Origin of the sequence: Cryobacterium sp. 10S3 (assembly GCF_034344045.1) — a bacterium.
Classification (GTDB): domain Bacteria; phylum Actinomycetota; class Actinomycetes; order Actinomycetales; family Microbacteriaceae; genus Cryobacterium; species Cryobacterium glucosi.
Genome location: NZ_CP133773.1, coordinates 194949 through 214656, shown reverse-complemented (window position 1 = coordinate 214656; position 19708 = coordinate 194949). Strand labels below are relative to the sequence as shown.

Here is a 19708-nt window from a genome sequence, read left to right as displayed (position 1 = left end):
TCTTACACGGCGCGCAAATGTGCAGTCCTCGAGTCGTCACCGCATGCCGCACGGCCGCCCCCGCACGTCAGCACTTCGGGTCGGTGGCCGGCACCGTCCCCTGCAGCAGGTAGGAGTCCACCGCGTTGTTCACGCAGGCATTGGACTTGTTGTACGCGGTGTGCCCCTCGCCCGCGTACGTGACGAGCTGCGCACTGTCGAGCTGCCTGGCCAGGCTCTGCGCCCACACGTACGGGGTCGCCGGATCGTTCGTCGTGCCGACGACGAGGATCGGCGCCGCTCCCGGCGCGTGGATCTCGGCGCGGGTTCCGGTGAACTTGTCCGGCCAGTTCGCACAGCCGGTGTCGCCGTAGGCCATGTACTTGCCGATGACCGGCGCTGCGGCCTCGATGGCCGCGGCGTCGGCGCGCATCACGGCCGGGTCGTCGTTGTAGCTGTAGTCGAGGCAGTTGATCGCCAGGAAGGCCTCGGTCGAATTGTCGAGGTATGTCCCGTCGGAGTTACGGCCGTTGTAGGCATCCGCGAACTGGAACGCGATCTTGGTGTTGCCCTGCATCACGCTCGACAGCATCTCGCTCAGGTTCGGCCACGCCGACGCCTGGTACAGCGGGTAGATGATGGCGGTCAGCAGCGTGTTGGCGCCGAGCATCCGGCCATCGCTCGCGGCGATCGGGCTCCGGTCGACCGAGTCGAGCAGCGCGGAGATGGTGGTCATCGCCTGGTCGACGGTGCCGTTGAACGGGCACTTCGATCCAGCGAGGCAATCGGCGAGGTAGGAGCGTAGCGCGCTCTCGAAGCCGACGGCCTGCACCCGGGTCACCTCGGCGTTGCTCGTGGACGGGTCTAGGGCTCCATCGAGGACGAGGCGGCCGACCTTGTCCGGGAACAGGTTGGCGTATGTCGCACCGAGGAAGGTGCCGTAGGAATAGCCGAGGTAGTTGAGCTGGGCATCGCCGAGCACGGCACGCAGCATGTCGAGGTCGTGGGCGGCGCTCACGGTGTCGACGTGGGCGAGGAGGGCGCCGGTGTTGGTGGCGCAGGCGGCTCCGAAGTCGGTCGAGGACTTCTCGACCTCCTGGATCCAGGCATCCGTGCCGCGGGCTGCTGTCGGGATGGCGTACAGGTATTGGTCCATCTCGGCAGCCCCGTAACACTTCACCGCTGACGAGCGCCCGACGCCGCGCGGGTCGAACCCGACGATGTCGAATCCGGCCTGCAGCTTCGCATCCGTGGCGTAGTCGAGGGACCCCTTCACGAAGTCGTACCCGGAGCCGCCGGGACCGCCGGGGTTGACCAGAAGCGAGCCGACCCGGGTGCCGGTCGCGACGTGCCGCACGAGGGCGAGGTCGACGGTGTCGGTTCCGGGCGCGCTCCAGTCGAGCGGGGCCTTCGCGGTGGTGCACTGCAGGCTGTTACCGCAGTCGGTCCAGGTGAGCACCTGGTTGTAGAACGGGTCGAGGGCGCTGCTGACGCTCTCCCCGGTGGGGGACGACGTCGAGGCCGAGGGTTGCGGCAGGAACGCGGGCACGCATCCGCTGAGCCCCATCGTGACGACGACGGCGGCGGCCAGGATCGCGAAGCGGCGGGCGGCCGGGCGGCGCGTCCGGGTGCCATTCGACACCGGGCCGTTCGACGCCGGGCGCTGGCGGATGCGTGTGGTCAACGGTTCCTCTTTACTGGTCTGGTCATGCAGGCGGTTCAGGCTCTCACGAGCGCCGCGCGTGGGCGGTGGCATCGTGCGGTCATCGTCGTAGTCATCGCTTCATCGCCGGATGGCGGACACCAGCATTGCCTCGAGGGCCAGGGCCGGTGCCACATTGGATTCAATTCTCTGCCGCGCGATCGCGATGGCGTCCAGTGTCGCGAGCGTCGTGACGGTCGCGCACGCCGCCGCTGCGGCGCGCACTCCGACGAGGAGCTCGCGGTTGATCACTTCATTCTCGCGGCCGAACTGTACCATGATCACATCCCGGTACAGCGAGGTCAGATCCACGAGGATCCGGTCGAGCCCGTCGCGCAGGCTCCGGGTGGCCCGCCGTTTCTGGTCGTCTTCCAGCGCCTTGATCTGGCCGCGGAGCGCGGGCGGCACCGACTTGCCGGGCTCGACGCCGAGGGAGCGGAGCACACCCTCGCGTTCGGCGGCGTCCCGCTCGAGGGTGATCGCCTTCGCGTCGTCACCGGCGATCGCGAGCAGTCGCGCCGCGGCGTTCACCGCGTGCGAGACCCCACGGATGCCGAGCGCGGCCTTCAGGGTTTCCTCGCGCCGTTCGCGGGCCTCGGGGTTCGTGGCCAGCCGCCGCGCCATGCCGATGTGGCTCTGTGCTTCGCGGGCGCAGCGCTCGGCGATGACAGGGTCGACGCCCTCGCGCGCGACAAGGAGTGCTGCGACGTCGGCGACGCTCGGCACGCGCAACCTGACCGTGCGCACCCGGGACCGGATGGTCGGCAGCAGGTCGGCCTCACTCGGGGCGCAGAGGATCCACACGGTGCGTTCCGGCGGCTCTTCGAGGGCCTTGAGCAGCACATTGGAGGTGCGCTCGACCATGCGGTCGGCGTCTTCGACGACGATGACCCGGTAGCGGCCGACCGAGGGCGAATACTGGGAGCGTTTGACGGCCTCCTTGACGGATTCCATCTTGATGATGACGCCCTCGGTGGCGAGCACGACGAGGTCGGGGTGGGTGCGGGCCTCCACGAGCCGTTCGGCGGTCGCGTCTTCGGCGGGCGTTCCCGGGCTGAGGAGGGCGGCGGCGAAGGCGAAGGCCAGGTTGGACCGGCCCGAACCGGGCGGGCCCGTGATGAGCCAGGCGTGCGTCATGGACGCGGAGGTGCTCGAAGCCGAGGAGCCGGGGGCGACGGTGCTGCCGGCGGTGCTCGCGGGGGCGTCAGCCGCGCTCTGCTGCGGCGCGGCGGCGGCGCGGAAGATCGCGATCGCATCCGCCTGGCCGGTCAGGTTGTCCCACACGCTCATTCCCTCAGGGTACCGGTCGCCGCTGACATCCCGCCCCGACGCGTGCGAGGTCAGAGGAGGGGGGCGACGCGGGCGCGGATGGCGGCGGCGATCTCGTCGACCGGGCTCGCTGCATCCACGACCAGGAAACGGTCGGGCTCGGCGCTGGCGAGGTCGAGGAACGCGGCACGCACCCGCCGGTGGAACTCGCCCTTCTCGGCCTCGAGGCGGTCGAAACGCTTGTTGGCGGCGTCGAGCCGGCCGCGCGCGACGGTCTCATCGAGGTCGAGCAGGATGGTGAGCTCTGGCAGCAGGCCTTCCGCGGCCCAGAGCGACAGCTCGCGGATCTCCGCGGCGCCGAGTACCCGCCCGGCGCCCTGGTAGGCGACGGATGAGTCGAGGTAGCGGTCCTGGACCACCACTTCCCCGCGGGCGAGCGCCGGACGCACGGCAGTGGCGATGTGCTGGGCGCGATCGGCCGCGTAGAGCAGGGCCTCGGCGCGCGGGGACACCTCGCCGGTGTGGTGCAGGACGATCTCGCGGATTTCGACGCCGACGACGGTGCCGCCGGGCTCCCGGGTGCGCAGCACCGTGCGGCCCTGCTCACCGAGCCACTCGGCGAGCAGCCGGGCCTGGGTGGACTTGCCCGAACCGTCGCCGCCCTCGAGGGTGATGAAGAGGCCGGTCGGGGCGGCCTCGGTGGAGGCCGCCCCGGTCACGTCTGCTGCGGTCACGACTGGGTGGTCGAACCCGCGGGAGTCTTCGTCGCTGCAGTCCTGGTCGTCGCGGTCTTGGTGGAGGTCCCGGTCTTGGTGACGGCCGGCTTGCGGACCGCGGTCTTGGTGACCGTGGTCTTCGTGACCGTGGTCTTCGTGGCGGTGGCCTTCTTCACGACGGGCTTCTTCACTGCGGGCTTCTTGGCGACCGGCTTCTTGGCGGGGGCCTTCTTCGCGGGCGCCTTCTTGACGGCCGGTCCCTTGGCGCGCTTGTCGGCGAGGAGCTGCACGGCCCGGTCGAAATCGACCTCTTCGACCGTCTCGGCCTTCGGGATCGTCGCATTCGTGACACCGTCGGTGACGTAGGCGCCGAATCGGCCGTCCTTGATCTTGATCGCCTTGCCGCTGTCCGGGTCGGGCGTCTCGAATTCCTTGAGGGCGCTCGACGCACGCCGCGCACCGTACTTGGGCTCGCTGTACAGTTCGACCGCTCCGGGAAGGTCGATCTCGAAGATCTGGTCCTCGCTCGTGAGCGAGCGGGTGTCGACGCCCTTCTTCAGGTACGGGCCGAACTTGCCGTTCTGTGCGGTGATCTCGGTCTGCGTTTCGGGGTCGAGGCCGACGACGCGCGGGAGGGCGAGCAGCCGGAGCGCGGTCTCGAGGTCGATCGTCGCGAGGTCCATCGACTTGAACAGCGAGGCGGTGCGCGGCTTGTCGGCGGGGGCGATCTTCTTCGCGGCCGGCTTGCGCTTGGGCTTCGCTGCGGGAGCGCCGGCGTCGACCAGCTGGGTCACTTCACCGGTGAGCGGGTCGATGGTCTCGCCGGCGGACTCGGTCTGGGTCTCGACGAGTTCGACGACGGCGGGCTCGGCGGGTGCCGGGTCGAGCTCGGTCACGTACGGGCCGAAACGACCGTCCTTGGCGACGATGTTCTTGCCGGTCTCCGGGTTGACCCCGATGACGCGGTCGATGACGACGGGCGCGTCGATGAGCTGACGTGCTTTCGCGGGGGTCAGTTCGTCGGGTGCGAGGTCCGGCGGGATGTTCACCCGGCGCGGCGGGGCATCCGCTGCGGCGGCAGGGTCGATGACCTCGAGGTAGGGGCCGTACTTGCCGATGCGGAGGGTGATGTCGTCACCGATCGGCATCGAGTTGATCGACCGGGCGTCGATCTCCCCGAGGTTGTCGACGACCTGGCGGAGACCGCGGTGCTTCTCGGAGCCGAAGTAGAAGCTGTTGAGCCAGTCGACGCGGTCGGCCTTGCCGTCTGCGATGCGGTCGAGGTCATCTTCCATCTCGGCGGTGAAGTCGTATTCGACGAGATCGGTGAAGTATTCCTCGAGCAGGCGCACCACGGAGAAGGCGATCCAGTTCGGCACGAGCGACTGGCCGCGCGGGGTGACGTAGCCGCGGTCGGTGATCGTGGAGATGATCGAGGCATACGTCGACGGGCGGCCGATGCCGAGCTCTTCGAGCTTCTTGACGAGGCTCGCCTCGGTGTACCGGGCGGCCGGGGTGGTCTCGTGGCCCTTGGCCTCGACCTCGAGCAGGGACAGCGACTGGCCCTCTTCGAGCGGCGGCAGCTTGGACTCGGTCGGATCGGTGGGCGCGTTGCGCTCTTCGTCGCGGGATTCCTCGTAGGCGAGCATGAAGCCGCGGAAGGTGATCACCGTGCCGCTCGCGGAGAACTCGGCGAGCACGCCGGACGCCGCGGGGTGCGGCGAGACGCCGGTCGGGCCTGCCGCGATGGTGACGGACGCGGTCGAACCGGTCGCGTCGGCCATCTGCGAGGCGACCGTGCGCTTCCAGATCAGGTCGTAGAGGCGGAAGTCGTTACCGCGGATGGTGTTCGCGAGCGAGGAGGGCGTGCGGAAGGTATCGCCAGACGGGCGGATGGCCTCGTGGGCCTCCTGCGCGTTCTTGCTCTTGCCCTTGTAGAGGCGCGGCTGGGCCGGCACCGTTTCGGGGCCGTAGAGAGAGGATGCCTGGTTGCGGGCCGCGGTGATCGCCTGCTGCGAGAGCGACGGCGAGTCGGTACGCATGTAGGTGATGTAGCCGTTTTCGTAGAGCGACTGGGCGACGCTCATGGTCTGCCGGGCGGTGAAGCGCAGCTTGCGGGCGGCTTCCTGCTGCAGGGTCGACGTCGTGAACGGGGCGGCCGGGCTGCGACGGTACGGCTTGGAGGCGACCTTGGTCACGGTGATCGCGACGCTCGGTTCCTTGAGCGCGTCGGCGAGGGCGAGGGCGGATGCCTCGTCGAGCGTCGTCGCCGTGACCTTGGGCTTGAGGCGGCCGAGATCGTCGAAATCGCCGCCGGAGGCGATGCGTTCGCCGTTGAGGCGCACGAGCTTGGCCTGGAACGCGGCATCCTCGCGCGCCGTACCGGACGCGAGCTGGGCCGAGAGGTCCCAGTAGCCGGCGGAGACGAACGCGAGGCGTTCGCGTTCGCGGTCGACGACGAGGCGGGTCGCAGCGGACTGCACGCGGCCGGCGGAGAGGCCGGGGCCGACCTTGCGCCAGAGCACGGGGGAAATCTCGTAACCGTAGATGCGGTCGAGGATGCGCCGGGTCTCCTGCGCGTCGACGAGGGCCGTGTCGAGGTCGCGGGTGTTGTCCTTGGCCTTGAGGATCGCTTCCTTGGTGATCTCGTGGAACACCATGCGCTTCACGGGGACCTTGGGCTGGAGGACCTGCAGGAGGTGCCAGGCGATGGCCTCTCCTTCGCGGTCCTCATCAGTTGCGAGCAGGAGTTCATCGGCCGTCTTCATCGCCCGCTTCAGTTCGGCGACGGTCTTCTTCTTCGCGTCGGAGACGACGTAATACGGCTCGAAGCCGTTGTCGACGTCGACGGAGAACTTGCCGAGGGGCCCCTTCTTCAGTTCAGGGGGCAGGTTTTTTGGCTCGATCAGGTCCCGAATGTGGCCGACCGAGGACAGGACCTCGTAGCCGTCGCCGAGATACGCGGCGATCGACTTCATTTTTGTCGGCGATTCGACAATGACCAGCTTCTTAGTGCCTGGCACCAGACTCCTCTTTATAGGTATCGGCCCGTTGAAGGGCCAAGGCACACCATACACACACAAAGATGGTGCCCACCTAATCGGCCACACGTCACAAAGGGCTTTGGGGCTTGCCAGCCTCGCCTGGGTGAGGACAATGGAGGCATGGGTACAGCAGCTACGGGCACGTACACCGCGAAGCTTACGGACGGCCCCCTCGAAGGCAAGACGATCACCACGGAGTTCCTCGAGACGGGCGACATCCGGCCTCGTCTGGAGATTCCCGCGGAGTCCGGTGGCAAGCGCTACCTCTATACCCGCGGCGCCGGCCTGGAGTTCGACTCCACAGAGTTTCCCGAGCGACCGACGGCTGTCGACTACCGCTACCTCGAGGCCATTTTCGACTGAGCCGGCCACTCCGCCCCGATCGTTCCCGGGCGAAGCTCCGCCTCCCGGTGCACCCGCCGAACCCGGTGGACCGGCCCTGGCGCGCGCTCTCAGGTTCCAGCCGAGAAATTCCCGGGTGACCGTGACGCTCGCGATCGGGCCGGCCGTTGTGCAGCGCGCCACGGATGCCCCGTCGAGGGCCGCGATCTCGGCCGCGGCCTCGCAGGGCACCCCGGCCACGAGTCCCGACAGCGTGTCCGCTGCGGCGAGCGCCGCGGCATCCACCGCCGCCCGCACGGCCTGGCCGACGACGAGCACCACGACGAACGGGAGCAGGAGCGCGGTCAGCAGCACGACCGCCCCGAGGATGCCCACCGCGAGCACCGACCCGGAGCCACGATCGCGGTTGCGGGTCACGTGGCGCCTCCGAGCGCGCAGGAGCCCGCCGTCACCGTGATACCGAGCTCTGCGGGAGCACTCAGCCGGGCGCAGACCGCGTCGCCGCGCTGGTCCACTGAGACGGCCGCGCCGCCCACGAGTTGCCGGGCCAGACTGGTCGCGTGGTCGAGCCCGTCGCCCCGGGCGAGGGACCGGGCCGCCTGGGCCGCGGCGTCCGCCAGCCGGACCTGCTGACCGCCGACCTGCACCCCGCCGAGGCAGAGCAGCAGCACGAGGAGCACGGCCGGAATGACGGCGGCGAATTCGGCCGTGATGCTGCCGCGCTCGGCCGGGACGCTGCTCCCGTCGGTGCCGGTCGCGTCACCGGCCGCGGCACGGGATGCGGCCCTCCGGCTACCCGACCGTGAGGGCATGGCGCACCAGCTCGGTGAGGATGCCGCGCACTTCGTCTCCCCGGAGGATGAGGATGAGCAATCCCGCGAGGCCGACGGCCGCCATCGTGGCGATCACGTACTCGGCGGTCGCGGCGCCCGCATCCTCCCGCAGGCGCCTGACGGCCCGGCATGGTCGTCGTTTCACCGTGTCTGTTGAGCTCGGCATCTGTTCTTCTCCTCTCGCGTCGATCGACGCGGTTGTCCGGCGGCACGATCGGTTCCAGATTCGCCCGCCAGACACCGAATCCCGCGGCCGATCCGGATTCGGTGGACAACGCCGCCCGACCCGGCCCCGTTGAGGACGCCCGCCCCGCGTGGGATCGCGAGAGTACACTTTTGGCCCCTAAGACCGCGGTTTAAGGGCCAAAACTGCGCTCTCGCGATCGGGCGAGGACGGCACTGAGGAGGCGATTTTTGCTCCACGACGACCAATTTCAGAAAGGGGTTACCTTTGGCGAAAGATGAGCGTAGTGTCTTCCCAACGGCACCCACAAGGGTCCGGGGAACGAGGCGCTGATGGCAGACAAATCCCCAAAGAAGAGCACCGGCAAGACTGCCGCAGCGAAGACTCTGAAGGAAAAACGCGCCGACAAGAAAGCTCGTCCGGAGCGCAAGGACTAGAGCAGCTGGACAGTTTCACCGTGACTTCGAAAGAGCCGGGCCCAAGGGCCCGGCTCTTTTTTCGTGCCCGGGTCTTTTCGTGCCCGGGTCTCTTCGTGCACGGCTGCCGCGGCTAGAACTCCGAGAGCGTCGTCGACAGCACCGTCGCGAGGAGCGGAACCACGCCGAGCAGCATGAAGGCCGGCGGGACACACACGCCGATGGGAACCAGCAGGGCGATCCCGAGGGTGACCGCCCGCCGCTGGCCCGCTGTCCGGGCGTCGCGGCGCAACTGCTCGGCTTCGCTGCGCAGGAACTCGGCGGCGGGCACGCCGGCGCGCACGGCCAGGTCCAGCACCCGGTCCGCATCGGAGCGGACGGGGTCTGCTGAGTAGCCGGGGTCGGTTGAGCGGCCGCGTCTTGCGGTGCGGCCGAGGGCGGCGGAGCGGCCGGGCTTCGCGGGCTCGCACCGCCGGCCTCGTTCCGGATGCGGGTCTGGCGCGGCGGGGAGATAGCGGCCGAGGGCCTCGGTCACGAGGGCCTGGGCGCGATCGACCGAACCGCCGCCGCTCATCGCGATCGCGGTCAGGTCCAGATCGAGGCCCGGCGTCGGCGCCCGGGCCCGGGCCCGCCGGAGCAGCCGGCGATTCCACCGGCTCCCCGCGAGCATGAGTCCGGTACCGCTGCCGAGGCACAGCCAGCCCGGTACGGTCAGGAACAGCGTCGCGACGGTGTTGAACCCGAGCAGCACGCCGAAGAGGATCCCGACGAGCGGCAGGACGGCGACCAGCCGGGCGGTCGCGGCCGGGCCGGCGAGCGCCGTCTTGAGGTCCGCATGAAGCTGGCCGAGGTCGCGCAAGCTGGCCGCGAGCTGACGCAGGCACGCGGCGAGCGGCGCCCCGGACCGGGTCACCACCTCCCACGCGGCGGCGACCGCGCACCAGGCGTAGCCCGACTGCCCGCCAACGGCCCGCGCCTCCCCCGCAATGGCCTCCGCAACGCTGTCCCCGCGGCTCGCGGCGAGACCGGCGGCGCGCACGACACGGATGCCGACGGCCGGCGAATCGCCACCCGCCCGATTCACCCGCGGTCGCCTCCGATCCGCACCCCTCTGCGGAGCACGAGAGGCGTCAGGGGCGGCGTCCTCGTCCAGGTATCCCCATGCGTTCACGGGCGACACGCCCGCCGAGAGGAGCACGGCCAGCCGCTGCACGATCCGGGCCGCATCCTCGATGTCGGCGTCCCCTCGGGCTTGCTTCACCGCTCCACGGCGCATCACCGGGCGCCCCCGACCGGCACGGCGACTTGCACAGCGACCGGCAGAGCCACCAGCAGCCCGCGGCCGTCGAGCTCGAACCGGCCGAGCTGCGCGAGCCTGCGCTCACCGCCGCGGCGTTCGAGGTGCAGCACAAGGCCGATCGCGCTGACCGCCTGCCGGGCGACGGCCGCCTGGCTCATCCCGGCGAGCGCCCCGAGGGCCTCGAGCCGGGCGGGCACGTCGCCCAGGGAGTTCGCGTGCAGGGTACCCGCCCCGCCGTCATGGCCGGTGTTGAGGGCGGTGAGCAGCTCGCGCAGTTCGCCGCCGCGGCATTCGCCAAGCCCCAGCCGGTCCGGGCGCATCCGCAGGGCCTCGCGGAGCAACGCGTCCAGGCCGACCCGCCCGGCGCCCTCGAGGTTCGGCTGCCGCGATTCGAGCGCCACGACGTGGGGGTGCTCGATGCGGAGTTCGGCGACGTCCTCGATGACGACGATGCGCTCCCCCGGCGGAGCCTCGCCGAGAAGTGCTGCCAGCAGGGTGGTCTTGCCGCTGCCCGCCGCCCCGGTCACGAGCAGGTTCTCCCGGCCCTGCACCGTTGCACGCAGCCGGTCGCTGAGCGCGAGGCCCGCCGTCCCCGAGCCGAACAGGCCCGCGGCGGCGAGCGCGTCCAGTCGCGGCCGGTCGGGCCGCGGCAGCCGAATCGAGAGCAGGGTGCCCGTGCTCGACACCGGCGGCAGCACGGCGTGCACCCGGATGCCGTCGGCGAGCCGCACGTCGACGCACGGGCTCGCTTCGTCGATGTGCCGGCCACCGAGCGCGATCAGCCGCACGGCGAGCGCCCGCACCTTGGCCTCGGCGCACCGCCAGCCCGACTGCCGCACCGGGCCGAGGCCCGCATCGACCCAGAGGCCGGCCTCGCCGTTCACGAACAGGTCGGTCACACCTGCGGATGCCGCGTACCGCGCGAGCGGGCCCAGTCCGGCCAGGTCCCGCCCGGGCACCAACCCCGTCACCGACCCGGGCACCGGCCCCGTCACCGGCGCGGGCCCGGGTCGGCGACCTCGGGCATCCGCTCACGGCTGAGCGACGGGGCGGCGACGAACGGTTGCACCATGACCCGAAAGTATCCGGCGATGACCTCGTGGACGGGGCCACAACACCAGACTGGGGACGCGTCGCCGTGCGCGACGACGGTGGAGGACGAGCCACCGAACCGCCGGAAAACTGTCGGGAAACCCGTCGGTTCGTTTAAAAAAGGGGGGCGGCACCTATTGGGGGGAACAGGTGCCGCCTCGGCATCACGCTGATTGGGGGGAACCAAACGTGATGCAGGTCAAAACTTTCGTTCGGACGAGTCCAAGTGTATAAGGAAAATCAAGATGCGCAAGTCCCCCGTGTCCTCATAAATGAGGACACGGTGACGCGGCCCCCATTCAGGGGTGACCTCGGGCGATCCCGGAGAGTTCTCCGGGGAGAGAGCCGCTCCGCAATTCCCCGCAACGTGAGTTCGCGGATCGTCAGGGTATGGTGCACGAGGGGCTTGTTACGCACCCGGCCGTCATCGCAAAGGAGCGACAAGCTATGAGCGTTCAGATCGACCACCTTCTCAACGAAACCCGCAGGTTCGCACCGACTGCCGAGTTCGCGGACCAAGCCATCGGCACCGCGCAGCTCTACACGGATGCCGCGAACGATCGCCTCGGATTCTGGGGCGATCAGGCCCGCGAGCTGCTGCACTGGCACAAGCCGTTCACCACCGTGCTCGACTGGACCAACCCGCCGTTCGCGAAATGGTTCGAGGACGGGCACCTCAATGTGGCCTGGAACTGCCTCGACCGGCACGTGCTCGCGGGCAATGGCGACCGGGTCGCGCTCTACTTCGAAGGCGAGCCAGGAGACTCCCGCGCGATCACCTACGCCGAGTTGACGGCCGAGGTGAAGCGCGCTGCGAATGTGCTGACAAAGCTCGGCGTGCAGGCCGGGGACCGGGTCGCGATCTACCTGCCGATGATCCCGGAGGCGGTGATCTCGATGCTCGCCGTCGCCCGGATCGGCGCCGTGCACTCGGTCATCTTCGGCGGCTTCAGCGCTGAGAGCCTGCGCTCACGAATCGACGACGCGAACGCGGTGCTCGTGATCACCGCGGACGGCGGCTACCGCAAGGGCCGCGTCACGCCCCTCAAGCCCGCGGTCGACATGGCGCTGACCGGTGTGCCGACGACCGTGCGCAACGTGCTCGTCGTCAAGCGCACCGGCAACGACGTGGAGTGGACCGACCGCGACCTGTGGTGGCACGACGAGCTCGCGAGCGTCGACGCCGAGCACGAGGCCGAGGGTTTCCCCGCCGAGAATCCGCTGTTCATTCTCTACACCTCCGGCACGACCGGTAAGCCCAAGGGCATCCTGCACACGAGCGGCGGGTACCTCACCCAGGTCGCCTTCACCCACAAGAACGTCTTCGACCTGCACCCCGAAACGGATGTCTACTGGTGCACCGCGGACGTCGGCTGGATCACGGGTCACAGCTACGTGACCTACGGCCCGCTCGCCAACGGGGCGACGCAGGTCCTCTTCGAGGGCACCCCGGACACCCCGCACCCGGGCCGCTGGTGGGAGATCGTCGAGAAGTACAAGGTCAGCATCCTCTACACGGCGCCCACCGCCATCCGCACGTTCATGAAGCTCGGCCGCCAGATTCCCCAGGGCTTCGACCTGTCGAGCCTGCGGCTGCTCGGCTCGGTCGGCGAACCGATCAACCCCGAGGCGTGGATGTGGTATCGCGAGGTGATCGGCGGCAACGTCGCCCCTGTCGTGGACACCTGGTGGCAGACCGAGACCGGCGCGATCATGATTTCGGCGCTTCCCGGGGTCACCGTCGCGAAGCCGGGCGCCGCGCAGGTACCGATCCCCGGGGTGTCGATCGACGTGCTCGACGAGGCCGGCGTGCACGTGGGCCACGGTAACGGCGGGCTGCTCGTCGTCACCGAGCCCTGGCCGTCGATGCTCCGCGGCATCTGGGGCGACCCGGAGCGGTTCATCGAAACGTACTGGGAGAAGTTCGGTGAGGAGAACCCGCGCTACTTCGCCGGCGACGGCGCCCGCCTCGACGAGGACGGCGATATCTGGCTGCTCGGCCGGGTCGACGACGTGATGAACGTCTCCGGGCACCGGCTCTCCACCGCGGAGATCGAGTCCTCGCTCGTGTCGCACCCGATGACGGCCGAGGCGGCCGTGGTCGGCGCGCACGACGAGACGACCGGCCAGGCCGTCGTCGCATTCGTGATCATCAAGTACAGCCACCTCGAGGAGTCCTCGCACGAGGACATCCAGGCGGTGCTGCGTGCGCACGTGACGCAGCAGATCGGCGCGATCGCCCGGCCCCGGCAGATCTTCATCGTGAACGAGCTGCCGAAGACCCGCTCGGGCAAGATCATCCGCCGCCTGTTGCAGGACGTCGCAGAGGGCCGCGAAATCGGCGACACGACGACCCTCGCCGACACCTCCGTGATGCAGGTGATCAAGAACACCCTGGGGTAGCCGGGCCGGCCGGACGAGGGGGCAGTGAGGGTTTTCACAAGCGGCCCCCCTATCGTGGGGACAATGCCTCGTCTTCCCTCGTCCGGACGCCTGGTCGCGCTCGACGCCCTCCGCGGTGTCGCCGCGGGCATTGTGCTCGTGCACCACGTCTCGATGACCGCTCCCGGCATCGCGGCCGCATACCAGTCGACCGTCGGCGTCGACACCGGTTCGGCGGGCTGGTGGTCGACCCTGACCCCGCTCAAGTTCCTCGTCGCCGGCCCCGAGTTCGTGCTGGTCTTCTTCGTCCTCAGCGGTTTCGTGCTCGTACGCTCACCGCTCGCGAGCCGGGCCGCGAGCACGGCGAACGGGCTCGCCGCCCGCGGCTACGACTGGGTGGCCTATTACCCGCGCCGCATCATCCGCCTGGCGATCCCCGTCGTCGTGTCCGTCGCCCTCGCCGCCGCGTGGATCCTCCTCGTGCCGCGTGCGGGCATCGACGTCGGCGGCAGTTGGCTCAAGCGGCAGGACAATCCCGACATCGGCCTCCCCAACCTGCTCGGCGAGGCGAGCGTCATCGGCGGCTCCGGCCGGCCGGACGTCAACCCGCCGCTCTGGTCGCTGACCTGGGAGATGTGGTTCTCGCTTCTGCTGCCGATCTGCGTGCTGCTCGCCGTCGCGACCCGCCGGCTGCCCGCGCTCTGGGCGGCGGCGTTCCTCGCCGTGAGTGCGACCGGGTACGTCACCGGCATCGAACCGCTGATGTACCTGCCCGCGTTCGGCCTCGGCGCCCTGCTCGCCGCGAACCACGAGTCACTCCGCGTCTGGGCGGCCCGGGTCGCCGCACGACGCGGCGGCACCGCCATCTGGATCGGGCTCACCGCCCTCGGCCCCGCGCTGCTCGTGTCGCACTGGCTGCTGCGCCCGCAACTCAGCGGGCTCTGGGGCGACCTGACGCTCGCGCTGCGGGTGCCCGGCGCCGTGCTCGTCGTCGCCGTCGTCGCGCTCTGGCCCCCGCTGCAGCGCCCGCTCTCCGCCCGGCCGCTGGTCTGGCTCGGCCAGGTGAGCTTCAGCCTGTACCTCGTGCACTTCCCGGTCGTCGTCGCCTTCGGCACGATGTTCGGCCCTGGCCGCTGGTGGCTCGGCGCGCTCGTCTCTGTGCCGCTCAGCCTCGCGCTCGCGCAGCTGATGTACCTGTGGGTCGAGCTGCCCTCGCAACGCCTCGCGAATTGGACGGGCCGGTGGGCGAGCGAGACGGCCGGTGCGCTACGGAGGCGCGGCGGCAGGCGAACGGATGCCGCGGCATCCGCCGCCCCCACCTCTCCCGTGCCCGAGAACGAGCGCGCGAGCGCCTAAGCGAACGAGACGATGAGCTCCACCTCGACGGGCGAGTCGAGCGGCAGCACGGCGACGCCGACTGCCGACCGGGCGTGCACGCCGCGGTCGCCGAAGATCTCGCCGAGCACCTGCGACGCCCCGTTGACGACGCCGGGCTGGCCGGTGAACCCGGGGTCGGATGCGACGAACCCGGTGACCTTGACCACCTGCGTGATGCGGTCGAGCGACCCGATCACGGCCTTGATCGCGGCGAGGGCGTTGAGCGCGCACAGGCGGGCGTACTCCTGGGCGTCCGCGGCGGGCACGAGACCGTGGCCGTCGCCGACCTTTCCGGTCTCCGGCAGCACGCCGGACACCATCGGCAGCTGGCCGGAGGTGAAGACGAGGTTGCCAGAGACGACAGCGGGAACGTAGGACGCCACCGGGGGAACCACACTCGGCAGGTCGATTCCCAGTTCGGCGAGACGCGCATCAATGATCGACACGATCAGGCCTCCTTCACGACGGGACGCTTGAGGTATGCGACGAGGCCGCCCTCCGGTCCCGGCACGACCTGGACGAGCTCCCAGCCGTCCGATCCCCAGCTGTTCAGGATGGCGGCGGTGTTGTGGATCATCAGCGGGGTGGTGAGGTACTCCCAGGCAGGCATAAGACTCCGATTCAGGCGGTTTTACAGATTTGTCCCTTACGCTCAATTGTATGTCTGCCAAAAATCGAACGGTCAGCGGCTCCCTGGGCGGTCTCCTGGGTTTCGTTGGAATGAGTGCAATCGTCGGTGTTCTCGTGACGGCCGCGGTCACTCCCGCTCTCGCTTTGTCGGGCATGGCTGCCACGAACACGATCAACGTCTTCGAGAACCTGCCCGACTACCTGAAGATCGACCAGCTCTCGCAGAAGAGCAACATCTACGCGACCACGAGCACCGGCGCCCCCTACCTCCTGACCTCGTTCTACGACCAGAACCGCGTCGAGGTCGCCTCGGATGCGATCAACCAGTTCGTCAAGGACGCCGCGACCTCCGGTGAAGACCCCCGGTTCTACGACCACGGCGGCGTCGACCTGCAGGGCACCGTCGGCGGCCTCGTCTCGACCCTCGCGGGCGGCGGCACTCGCGGTGGTTCCTCCATCACCCAGCAGTACGTGAAGAACGTGCTCGTGCAGAAGTGCGAAGTGCTCACGGATGCGCAGAAGAAGTCGGACTGTTATGACGCGGCCACCGCGACCACTCCCGACCGCAAGCTCAAGGAGATGCGCCTCGCGATCGGCGTGGAGAAGAAGTACGCGAAGGACGACATCCTCCGCCAGTACCTGAACATCACCGGCTTCGGCGGCACCGTCTACGGCATCGAATCGGCCGCGGAGTACTACTTCGGCGCGACGGCGGCGACGCTGACGCTCCCGCAGGCCGCGAGCCTGGTCGCGATCGTGAACAACCCGGTCAAGTTCCAGCTCGACCAGCCGGACAGCGCGACCAACGGCGCCGCGAACGGCTACGCCGCGAACAAGGACCGCCGCGACTACATCCTCGACCAGATGCTCAAGTACGGCAAGATCAACCAGGCCGACCACGATGCCGCGATCGCGTCGGCCATCGAGCCCAGCATCCACGAACCCTCGACCGGCTGCCAGACCGCCGGCGGCAGCGCGTACTTCTGCGACCTCGTCGTAAGTACTCTGCAGAACAACCCGGTCTTCGGCGCCGACGACACCACCCGGATGGCCAACTTCCGGCGTGGTGGGTTCAACGTCTACACGACCCTCGACTTGGACCTCCAGCAGGCTGCTGAGGCGACGATGAAGGCCAACGTCCCCGACACCTTCCCCGGCTGGGACGTCGGCGGAGTGGCCGTGAGCGTCGGTGTGGGCACCGGGAAGGTTCTCGCCATGGCGCAGAACAAGGACTACAGCCAGGACCCGGCCGTGCAAGCCACCGGCGCGAACTACACGGGGATCAATTACAACACCAACGTCGACCAGGGCGGTTCGCACGGGTTCCAGCCCGGATCGATGTACAAGGTGTTCACCCTCGCCGAGTGGTTGACCGAGGGTCACTCGCTCAATGAGCGGGTCGACTCCCGTATCAAGTCGAACTGGGGCCCCTTCCGGGACAGCTGCGCGACCGGCGGCACCGTGAGCTTCCCCGGCTACAACCCGAAGAACGACTCGTCGTCCGAGACCGGCGCCAACTACAGTGCGCTGCAGTCGACGATCGGGTCCATCAACACCGGTTTCATCGGCATGGCGAAGAAACTCGACCTGTGTGCCATCCGCAAGACCGCCGAGGCCTTCGACGTCACGCGCGCCGACGGTGCCCCGCTCGAGCAGGGTGCCTCAGCGGTGCTCGGCACCAACGAGGTCGCGCCCCTGAGCATGGCGGTCGCCTTCGCCGGCATCGCCAACAAGGGCGCCACCTGCAGCCCGATCGTGATCGACCACATCACCGGCTCCGACGGAGCCACACTCCCGGCGCCGACAAGCGACTGCCACCAGTCAGTCGACCCCAACGTCGCGGCCGGCATGACGACCGCCATGCAGCAGGTCATGGGATCGGGGGGAACTGCCGCCGCCTCGAACGCGGCCACGAGCCCGAAGGTCCCGATGATCGGTAAGACCGGTACCACCGACGGCAACAAGGACACCTGGATGGGCGGCGCAAGCAGCAAGGTCGCGACCATCGTCGGAGTGATGAGCGTCACCGGCGACAAGGACCAGCGCAACACCACCTTCGCGAGCGGCCAGGCGGCCACCGCCCGGCACCGGATGTGGCCGGTCATCATGAGCGTCGCCAACGCCAAGTACGGCGGAGACGCGTTCCCCGCCGCGACCGGAACGATCGTCAATGCGGTTCAGATCCCCATCCCGGACCTCCGCGGCAAGAGCATCAGTGAGGCCCAGTCCACCCTTGAGGCGGCCGGCTTCCTGTTCGTCGACGGCGGCCCGATTGACTCGGAGCTCCCGGGCGGCACTGTCGCCAAGACCGACCCGGCAGGAGCAACAAGCACGAGCCGCGGCTCGAGCGTGACCGTGTACACCAGCAACGCCTCGCAGATCGTCGTGCCCGACGTCGTGGGCAAGAGTGAGGGTGAGGCTCGATCGACGCTCGGCAAGTTCGCCGTCGCGAAGACGGACGGCGACACCACCGATCCGACACAGGTGGGCAAGGTCATCTCGATGTCCCCGGCGGCCGGTGGCGGAGCCAAGCCCGGTGACACCATCACGATCGTGATCGGAAGGCTCGCCGCCACCAACGGCAACGGCAAGGCGGGCGGATGAGTACCCTCGGCACCGGGGCCAAGGCCCTCCTCGTCGGCACGGGCGCGCTAGCCGCGGCCGGTGCCGGCGCGTTCGCCTGGGGATCTCTGCTCGAACGTCGGATGTTCACCCTGCGTGAGGCATCCGTGCCCGTGCTCGCCCCAGGCTCGAAACCGATCCGTGTGCTGCACATCTCGGACCTGCACCTCGCGCCCTGGCAGAAGGACAAACAGGAGTGGGTGCGCAGCCTCGCCGCGCTGAAGCCCGACCTCGTCGTCGACACCGGAGACAACCTCGGCCACACGGATGCCTTCGACGCCCTCGCGTACACGCTCGAGCCGTTCGCGGGGATCCCCGGGATCTTCGTCAACGGTTCCAACGATTTCTGGGGACCGCAGCTGAAGAATCCGTTCCGGTACTTCGGCGGACCGTCGCTGCTCAAGGCCGCCCCGCAGAACCGGCTCGACACCGACCGTCTGCACGGGATCTTCGCGAATCTCGGCTGGAACGACATCAACAATGCCGCGGAGGCTCTCGACATCAACGGCACCCACCTCGAGCTCTTCGGCGTGGACGACCCGCACATCGGACGCGATCGCCTCGACCTGATCACCCGGGCCGTCGACGACCTCCGCGGTGACGACCCGCTCGGCGACGAGACCTGGCCGGACTCCGCGGAGCACCGCGAGCCACGGCCGACGGTCACGATCGGCGTCGCGCACGCGCCGTACCGCCGGGTGCTCACCTCGTTCGTGAACCACGGCGCGCAACTGATCCTCGCGGGGCACACCCACGGCGGCCAGGTCTGCGTGCCCGGCTTCGGCGCCCTCGTCACGAACTGCGACATTCCGCGGTCTCAGGTCAAGGGGCTCAGCCTCTGGGGATCCGGACTCCGCAGCGCATACCTCAACGTTTCGGCCGGCCTCGGCACGTCGATCTACGCCCCGGTGCGCTTCGCCTGCCCGCCCGAGGCGACCCTGCTGACCCTGACCGCCTCGTCGTAGGCGGCGCTCACGGGATCCGTTCGGGGGCTGCACCGAGCATCCATGTGCATGGGGTTATACTTGACACGGCTTACGGGCCATCGGGGTATGGCGCAGCTTGGTAGCGCGCGTCGTTCGGGACGACGAGGTCGCAGGTTCAAATCCTGTTACCCCGACAGCAAAACACAGAAACGGAAAACCCCCACTCGCGAGAGTGGGGGTTTTCTGCTGTGCGCAGGGCGGGCATCCGCTTGGTGAATGCGATCACCCTCGGCCTTGACTCGCATGACTACTCGTGCGAGAGTAAACGCATGTCATCGATTCGCCTGTTCATTCTCGGCTCCCTCGCCGAGCGCGGACCGATGCACGGCCACCAGCTCCGCCTGCTCGCCGAGGAGGAGCACGTGCACATGTGGACGGACATCTCCGTCGGCGCGGTGTACGGGGCGATCAAACGCCTCGCGACCGAGGGGCTGATCAGCGTGGCCCACGTCGAGCGCGAGGGCCACTACCCCGAGCGACAGGTCTACGAGATTTCGGATGCCGGGCGCCGGGACCTCGCCGCGCTCCGGCTCGAGGGGTTGCGCACGATCGTGCTCAAGCCCGACCCGTTCGACCTCGCGATGACCCGGCTCGACCCCGACCGCCTCGATGAACTCCCCCTGATGATCGAGGCACGCCTGCTCGCCCTGCGCGCCATGCTCACCGATTCCGAAGCCACCACGGCGCACGCCCTCCCCTATCTCACCGCCAGCGAGAGTTTTGTCATGCAGCACAAGGCAGCCCGCCTGCGCGCCGAGATCGCCTGGCACGAACACCTCGTCACCGTCCTCCCCGACATCGTCGCGGACGAACTAGCCCGAAAGGCCGACTGAC

16 protein-coding genes, 1 tRNA gene and 1 pseudogene are annotated in these 19708 nt (G+C 69.1%); 7 read left to right on the top strand and 11 right to left on the bottom strand.

Going from position 1 to position 19708, the window contains the following annotated elements; translation table 11 throughout:
• Positions 1-67: 67 nt before the first annotated feature.
• The 4 genes from RHM57_RS00990 to topA all read right to left on the bottom strand — a co-directional run bounded on the left by RHM57_RS00990 (position 68) and on the right by topA (position 6689).
• Positions 68-1663 carry an alpha/beta hydrolase gene (locus tag RHM57_RS00990; protein ID WP_322189332.1) on the bottom strand — a complete coding sequence of 532 codons (1596 nt, stop codon included), beginning with the start codon at positions 1661-1663 and terminating at the stop codon, positions 68-70.
• A gap of 99 nt (positions 1664-1762) precedes the next feature.
• Positions 1763-2971, bottom strand: coding sequence for a DNA polymerase III subunit delta' (locus RHM57_RS00985; protein WP_322189330.1), 1209 nt, complete (start codon positions 2969-2971; stop codon positions 1763-1765).
• A gap of 50 nt (positions 2972-3021) precedes the next feature.
• The gene (gene tmk, locus RHM57_RS00980) at positions 3022-3684 is read right to left on the bottom strand and encodes a dTMP kinase (RefSeq protein ID WP_322189328.1); all 663 of its coding nucleotides are present in this window, start codon (positions 3682-3684) and stop codon (positions 3022-3024) included.
• Positions 3681-6689 carry a type I DNA topoisomerase gene (topA, locus tag RHM57_RS00975; RefSeq protein WP_322189326.1) on the bottom strand — a complete coding sequence of 1003 codons (3009 nt, stop codon included), beginning with the start codon at positions 6687-6689 and terminating at the stop codon, positions 3681-3683. Before topA ends, tmk begins: the two co-directional genes overlap by 4 nt.
• Positions 6690-6830: 141 nt before the next feature.
• Here topA and RHM57_RS00970 point away from each other — a divergent pair, with 141 nt between their 5' ends.
• Positions 6831-7073 (top strand): hypothetical protein, encoded by a 243-nt coding sequence (locus RHM57_RS00970; protein ID WP_134535327.1) that lies wholly within the window; start codon positions 6831-6833, stop codon positions 7071-7073.
• A gap of 126 nt (positions 7074-7199) precedes the next feature.
• Here RHM57_RS00970 and RHM57_RS19525 read toward each other — a convergent pair.
• The 5 genes and pseudogenes from RHM57_RS19525 to RHM57_RS00945 all read right to left on the bottom strand — a co-directional run.
• Positions 7200-7406 (bottom strand): annotated as a pseudogene (locus RHM57_RS19525) (hypothetical protein); the annotation flags it as partial.
• Positions 7407-7465: 59 nt separating this feature from the next.
• Positions 7466-7864, bottom strand: coding sequence for a TadE family type IV pilus minor pilin (locus RHM57_RS00960; RefSeq protein WP_322189322.1), 399 nt, complete (start codon positions 7862-7864; stop codon positions 7466-7468).
• Complete coding sequence (locus tag RHM57_RS00955; protein WP_322189320.1) at positions 7845-8051, bottom strand: DUF4244 domain-containing protein; 207 nt, start codon at positions 8049-8051, stop codon at positions 7845-7847. The genes RHM57_RS00960 and RHM57_RS00955 overlap by 20 nt, the downstream gene beginning before the upstream one ends.
• 567 nt (positions 8052-8618) lie before the next feature.
• On the bottom strand, positions 8619-9746 hold the full coding sequence (locus RHM57_RS00950; protein WP_322189318.1) for a pilus assembly protein: 1128 nt from the start codon (positions 9744-9746) through the stop codon (positions 8619-8621).
• Positions 9747-9760: 14 nt separating this feature from the next.
• Positions 9761-10756, bottom strand: coding sequence for a TadA family conjugal transfer-associated ATPase (locus tag RHM57_RS00945; protein WP_416173098.1), 996 nt, complete (start codon positions 10754-10756; stop codon positions 9761-9763).
• Positions 10757-11324: 568 nt separating this feature from the next.
• Here RHM57_RS00945 and acs point away from each other — a divergent pair.
• Both acs and RHM57_RS00935 read left to right on the top strand, forming a co-directional pair.
• Complete coding sequence (gene acs / locus RHM57_RS00940) at positions 11325-13280, top strand: acetate--CoA ligase (protein ID WP_322189316.1); 1956 nt, start codon at positions 11325-11327, stop codon at positions 13278-13280.
• A 63-nt stretch (positions 13281-13343) separates the two neighbouring features.
• On the top strand, positions 13344-14615 hold the full coding sequence (locus tag RHM57_RS00935; RefSeq protein WP_322189314.1) for an acyltransferase: 1272 nt from the start codon (positions 13344-13346) through the stop codon (positions 14613-14615).
• Here RHM57_RS00935 and RHM57_RS00930 read toward each other — a convergent pair.
• Both RHM57_RS00930 and RHM57_RS00925 read right to left on the bottom strand, forming a co-directional pair.
• Positions 14612-15082 (bottom strand): RidA family protein, encoded by a 471-nt coding sequence (locus tag RHM57_RS00930; RefSeq protein WP_134449663.1) that lies wholly within the window; start codon positions 15080-15082, stop codon positions 14612-14614. The genes RHM57_RS00935 and RHM57_RS00930 overlap by 4 nt on opposite strands.
• Before the next feature lie 2 nt (positions 15083-15084).
• A complete protein-coding gene (locus RHM57_RS00925) occupies positions 15085-15246 on the bottom strand; it encodes a DUF4177 domain-containing protein (RefSeq protein WP_166787392.1) in 162 nt (53 codons plus the stop codon).
• Positions 15247-15356: 110 nt separating this feature from the next.
• Between RHM57_RS00925 and RHM57_RS00920 the strand changes: the two genes are divergently transcribed.
• The 4 genes from RHM57_RS00920 (at position 15357) to RHM57_RS00905 (ending at position 19707) form a co-directional block, all read left to right on the top strand.
• Positions 15357-17870, top strand: a complete 2514-nt coding sequence (locus tag RHM57_RS00920) for a transglycosylase domain-containing protein (RefSeq protein WP_322189311.1) — start codon at positions 15357-15359, stop codon at positions 17868-17870.
• Positions 17867-18853, top strand: coding sequence for a metallophosphoesterase (locus RHM57_RS00915; RefSeq protein WP_134449665.1), 987 nt, complete (start codon positions 17867-17869; stop codon positions 18851-18853). The genes RHM57_RS00920 and RHM57_RS00915 overlap by 4 nt, the downstream gene beginning before the upstream one ends.
• Positions 18854-18934: 81 nt before the next feature.
• Positions 18935-19008, top strand: a tRNA-Pro gene (locus RHM57_RS00910).
• 135 nt (positions 19009-19143) lie between these two features.
• A complete protein-coding gene (locus RHM57_RS00905) occupies positions 19144-19707 on the top strand; it encodes a PadR family transcriptional regulator (RefSeq protein ID WP_322189308.1) in 564 nt (187 codons plus the stop codon).
• Position 19708 lies beyond the last annotated feature (1 nt).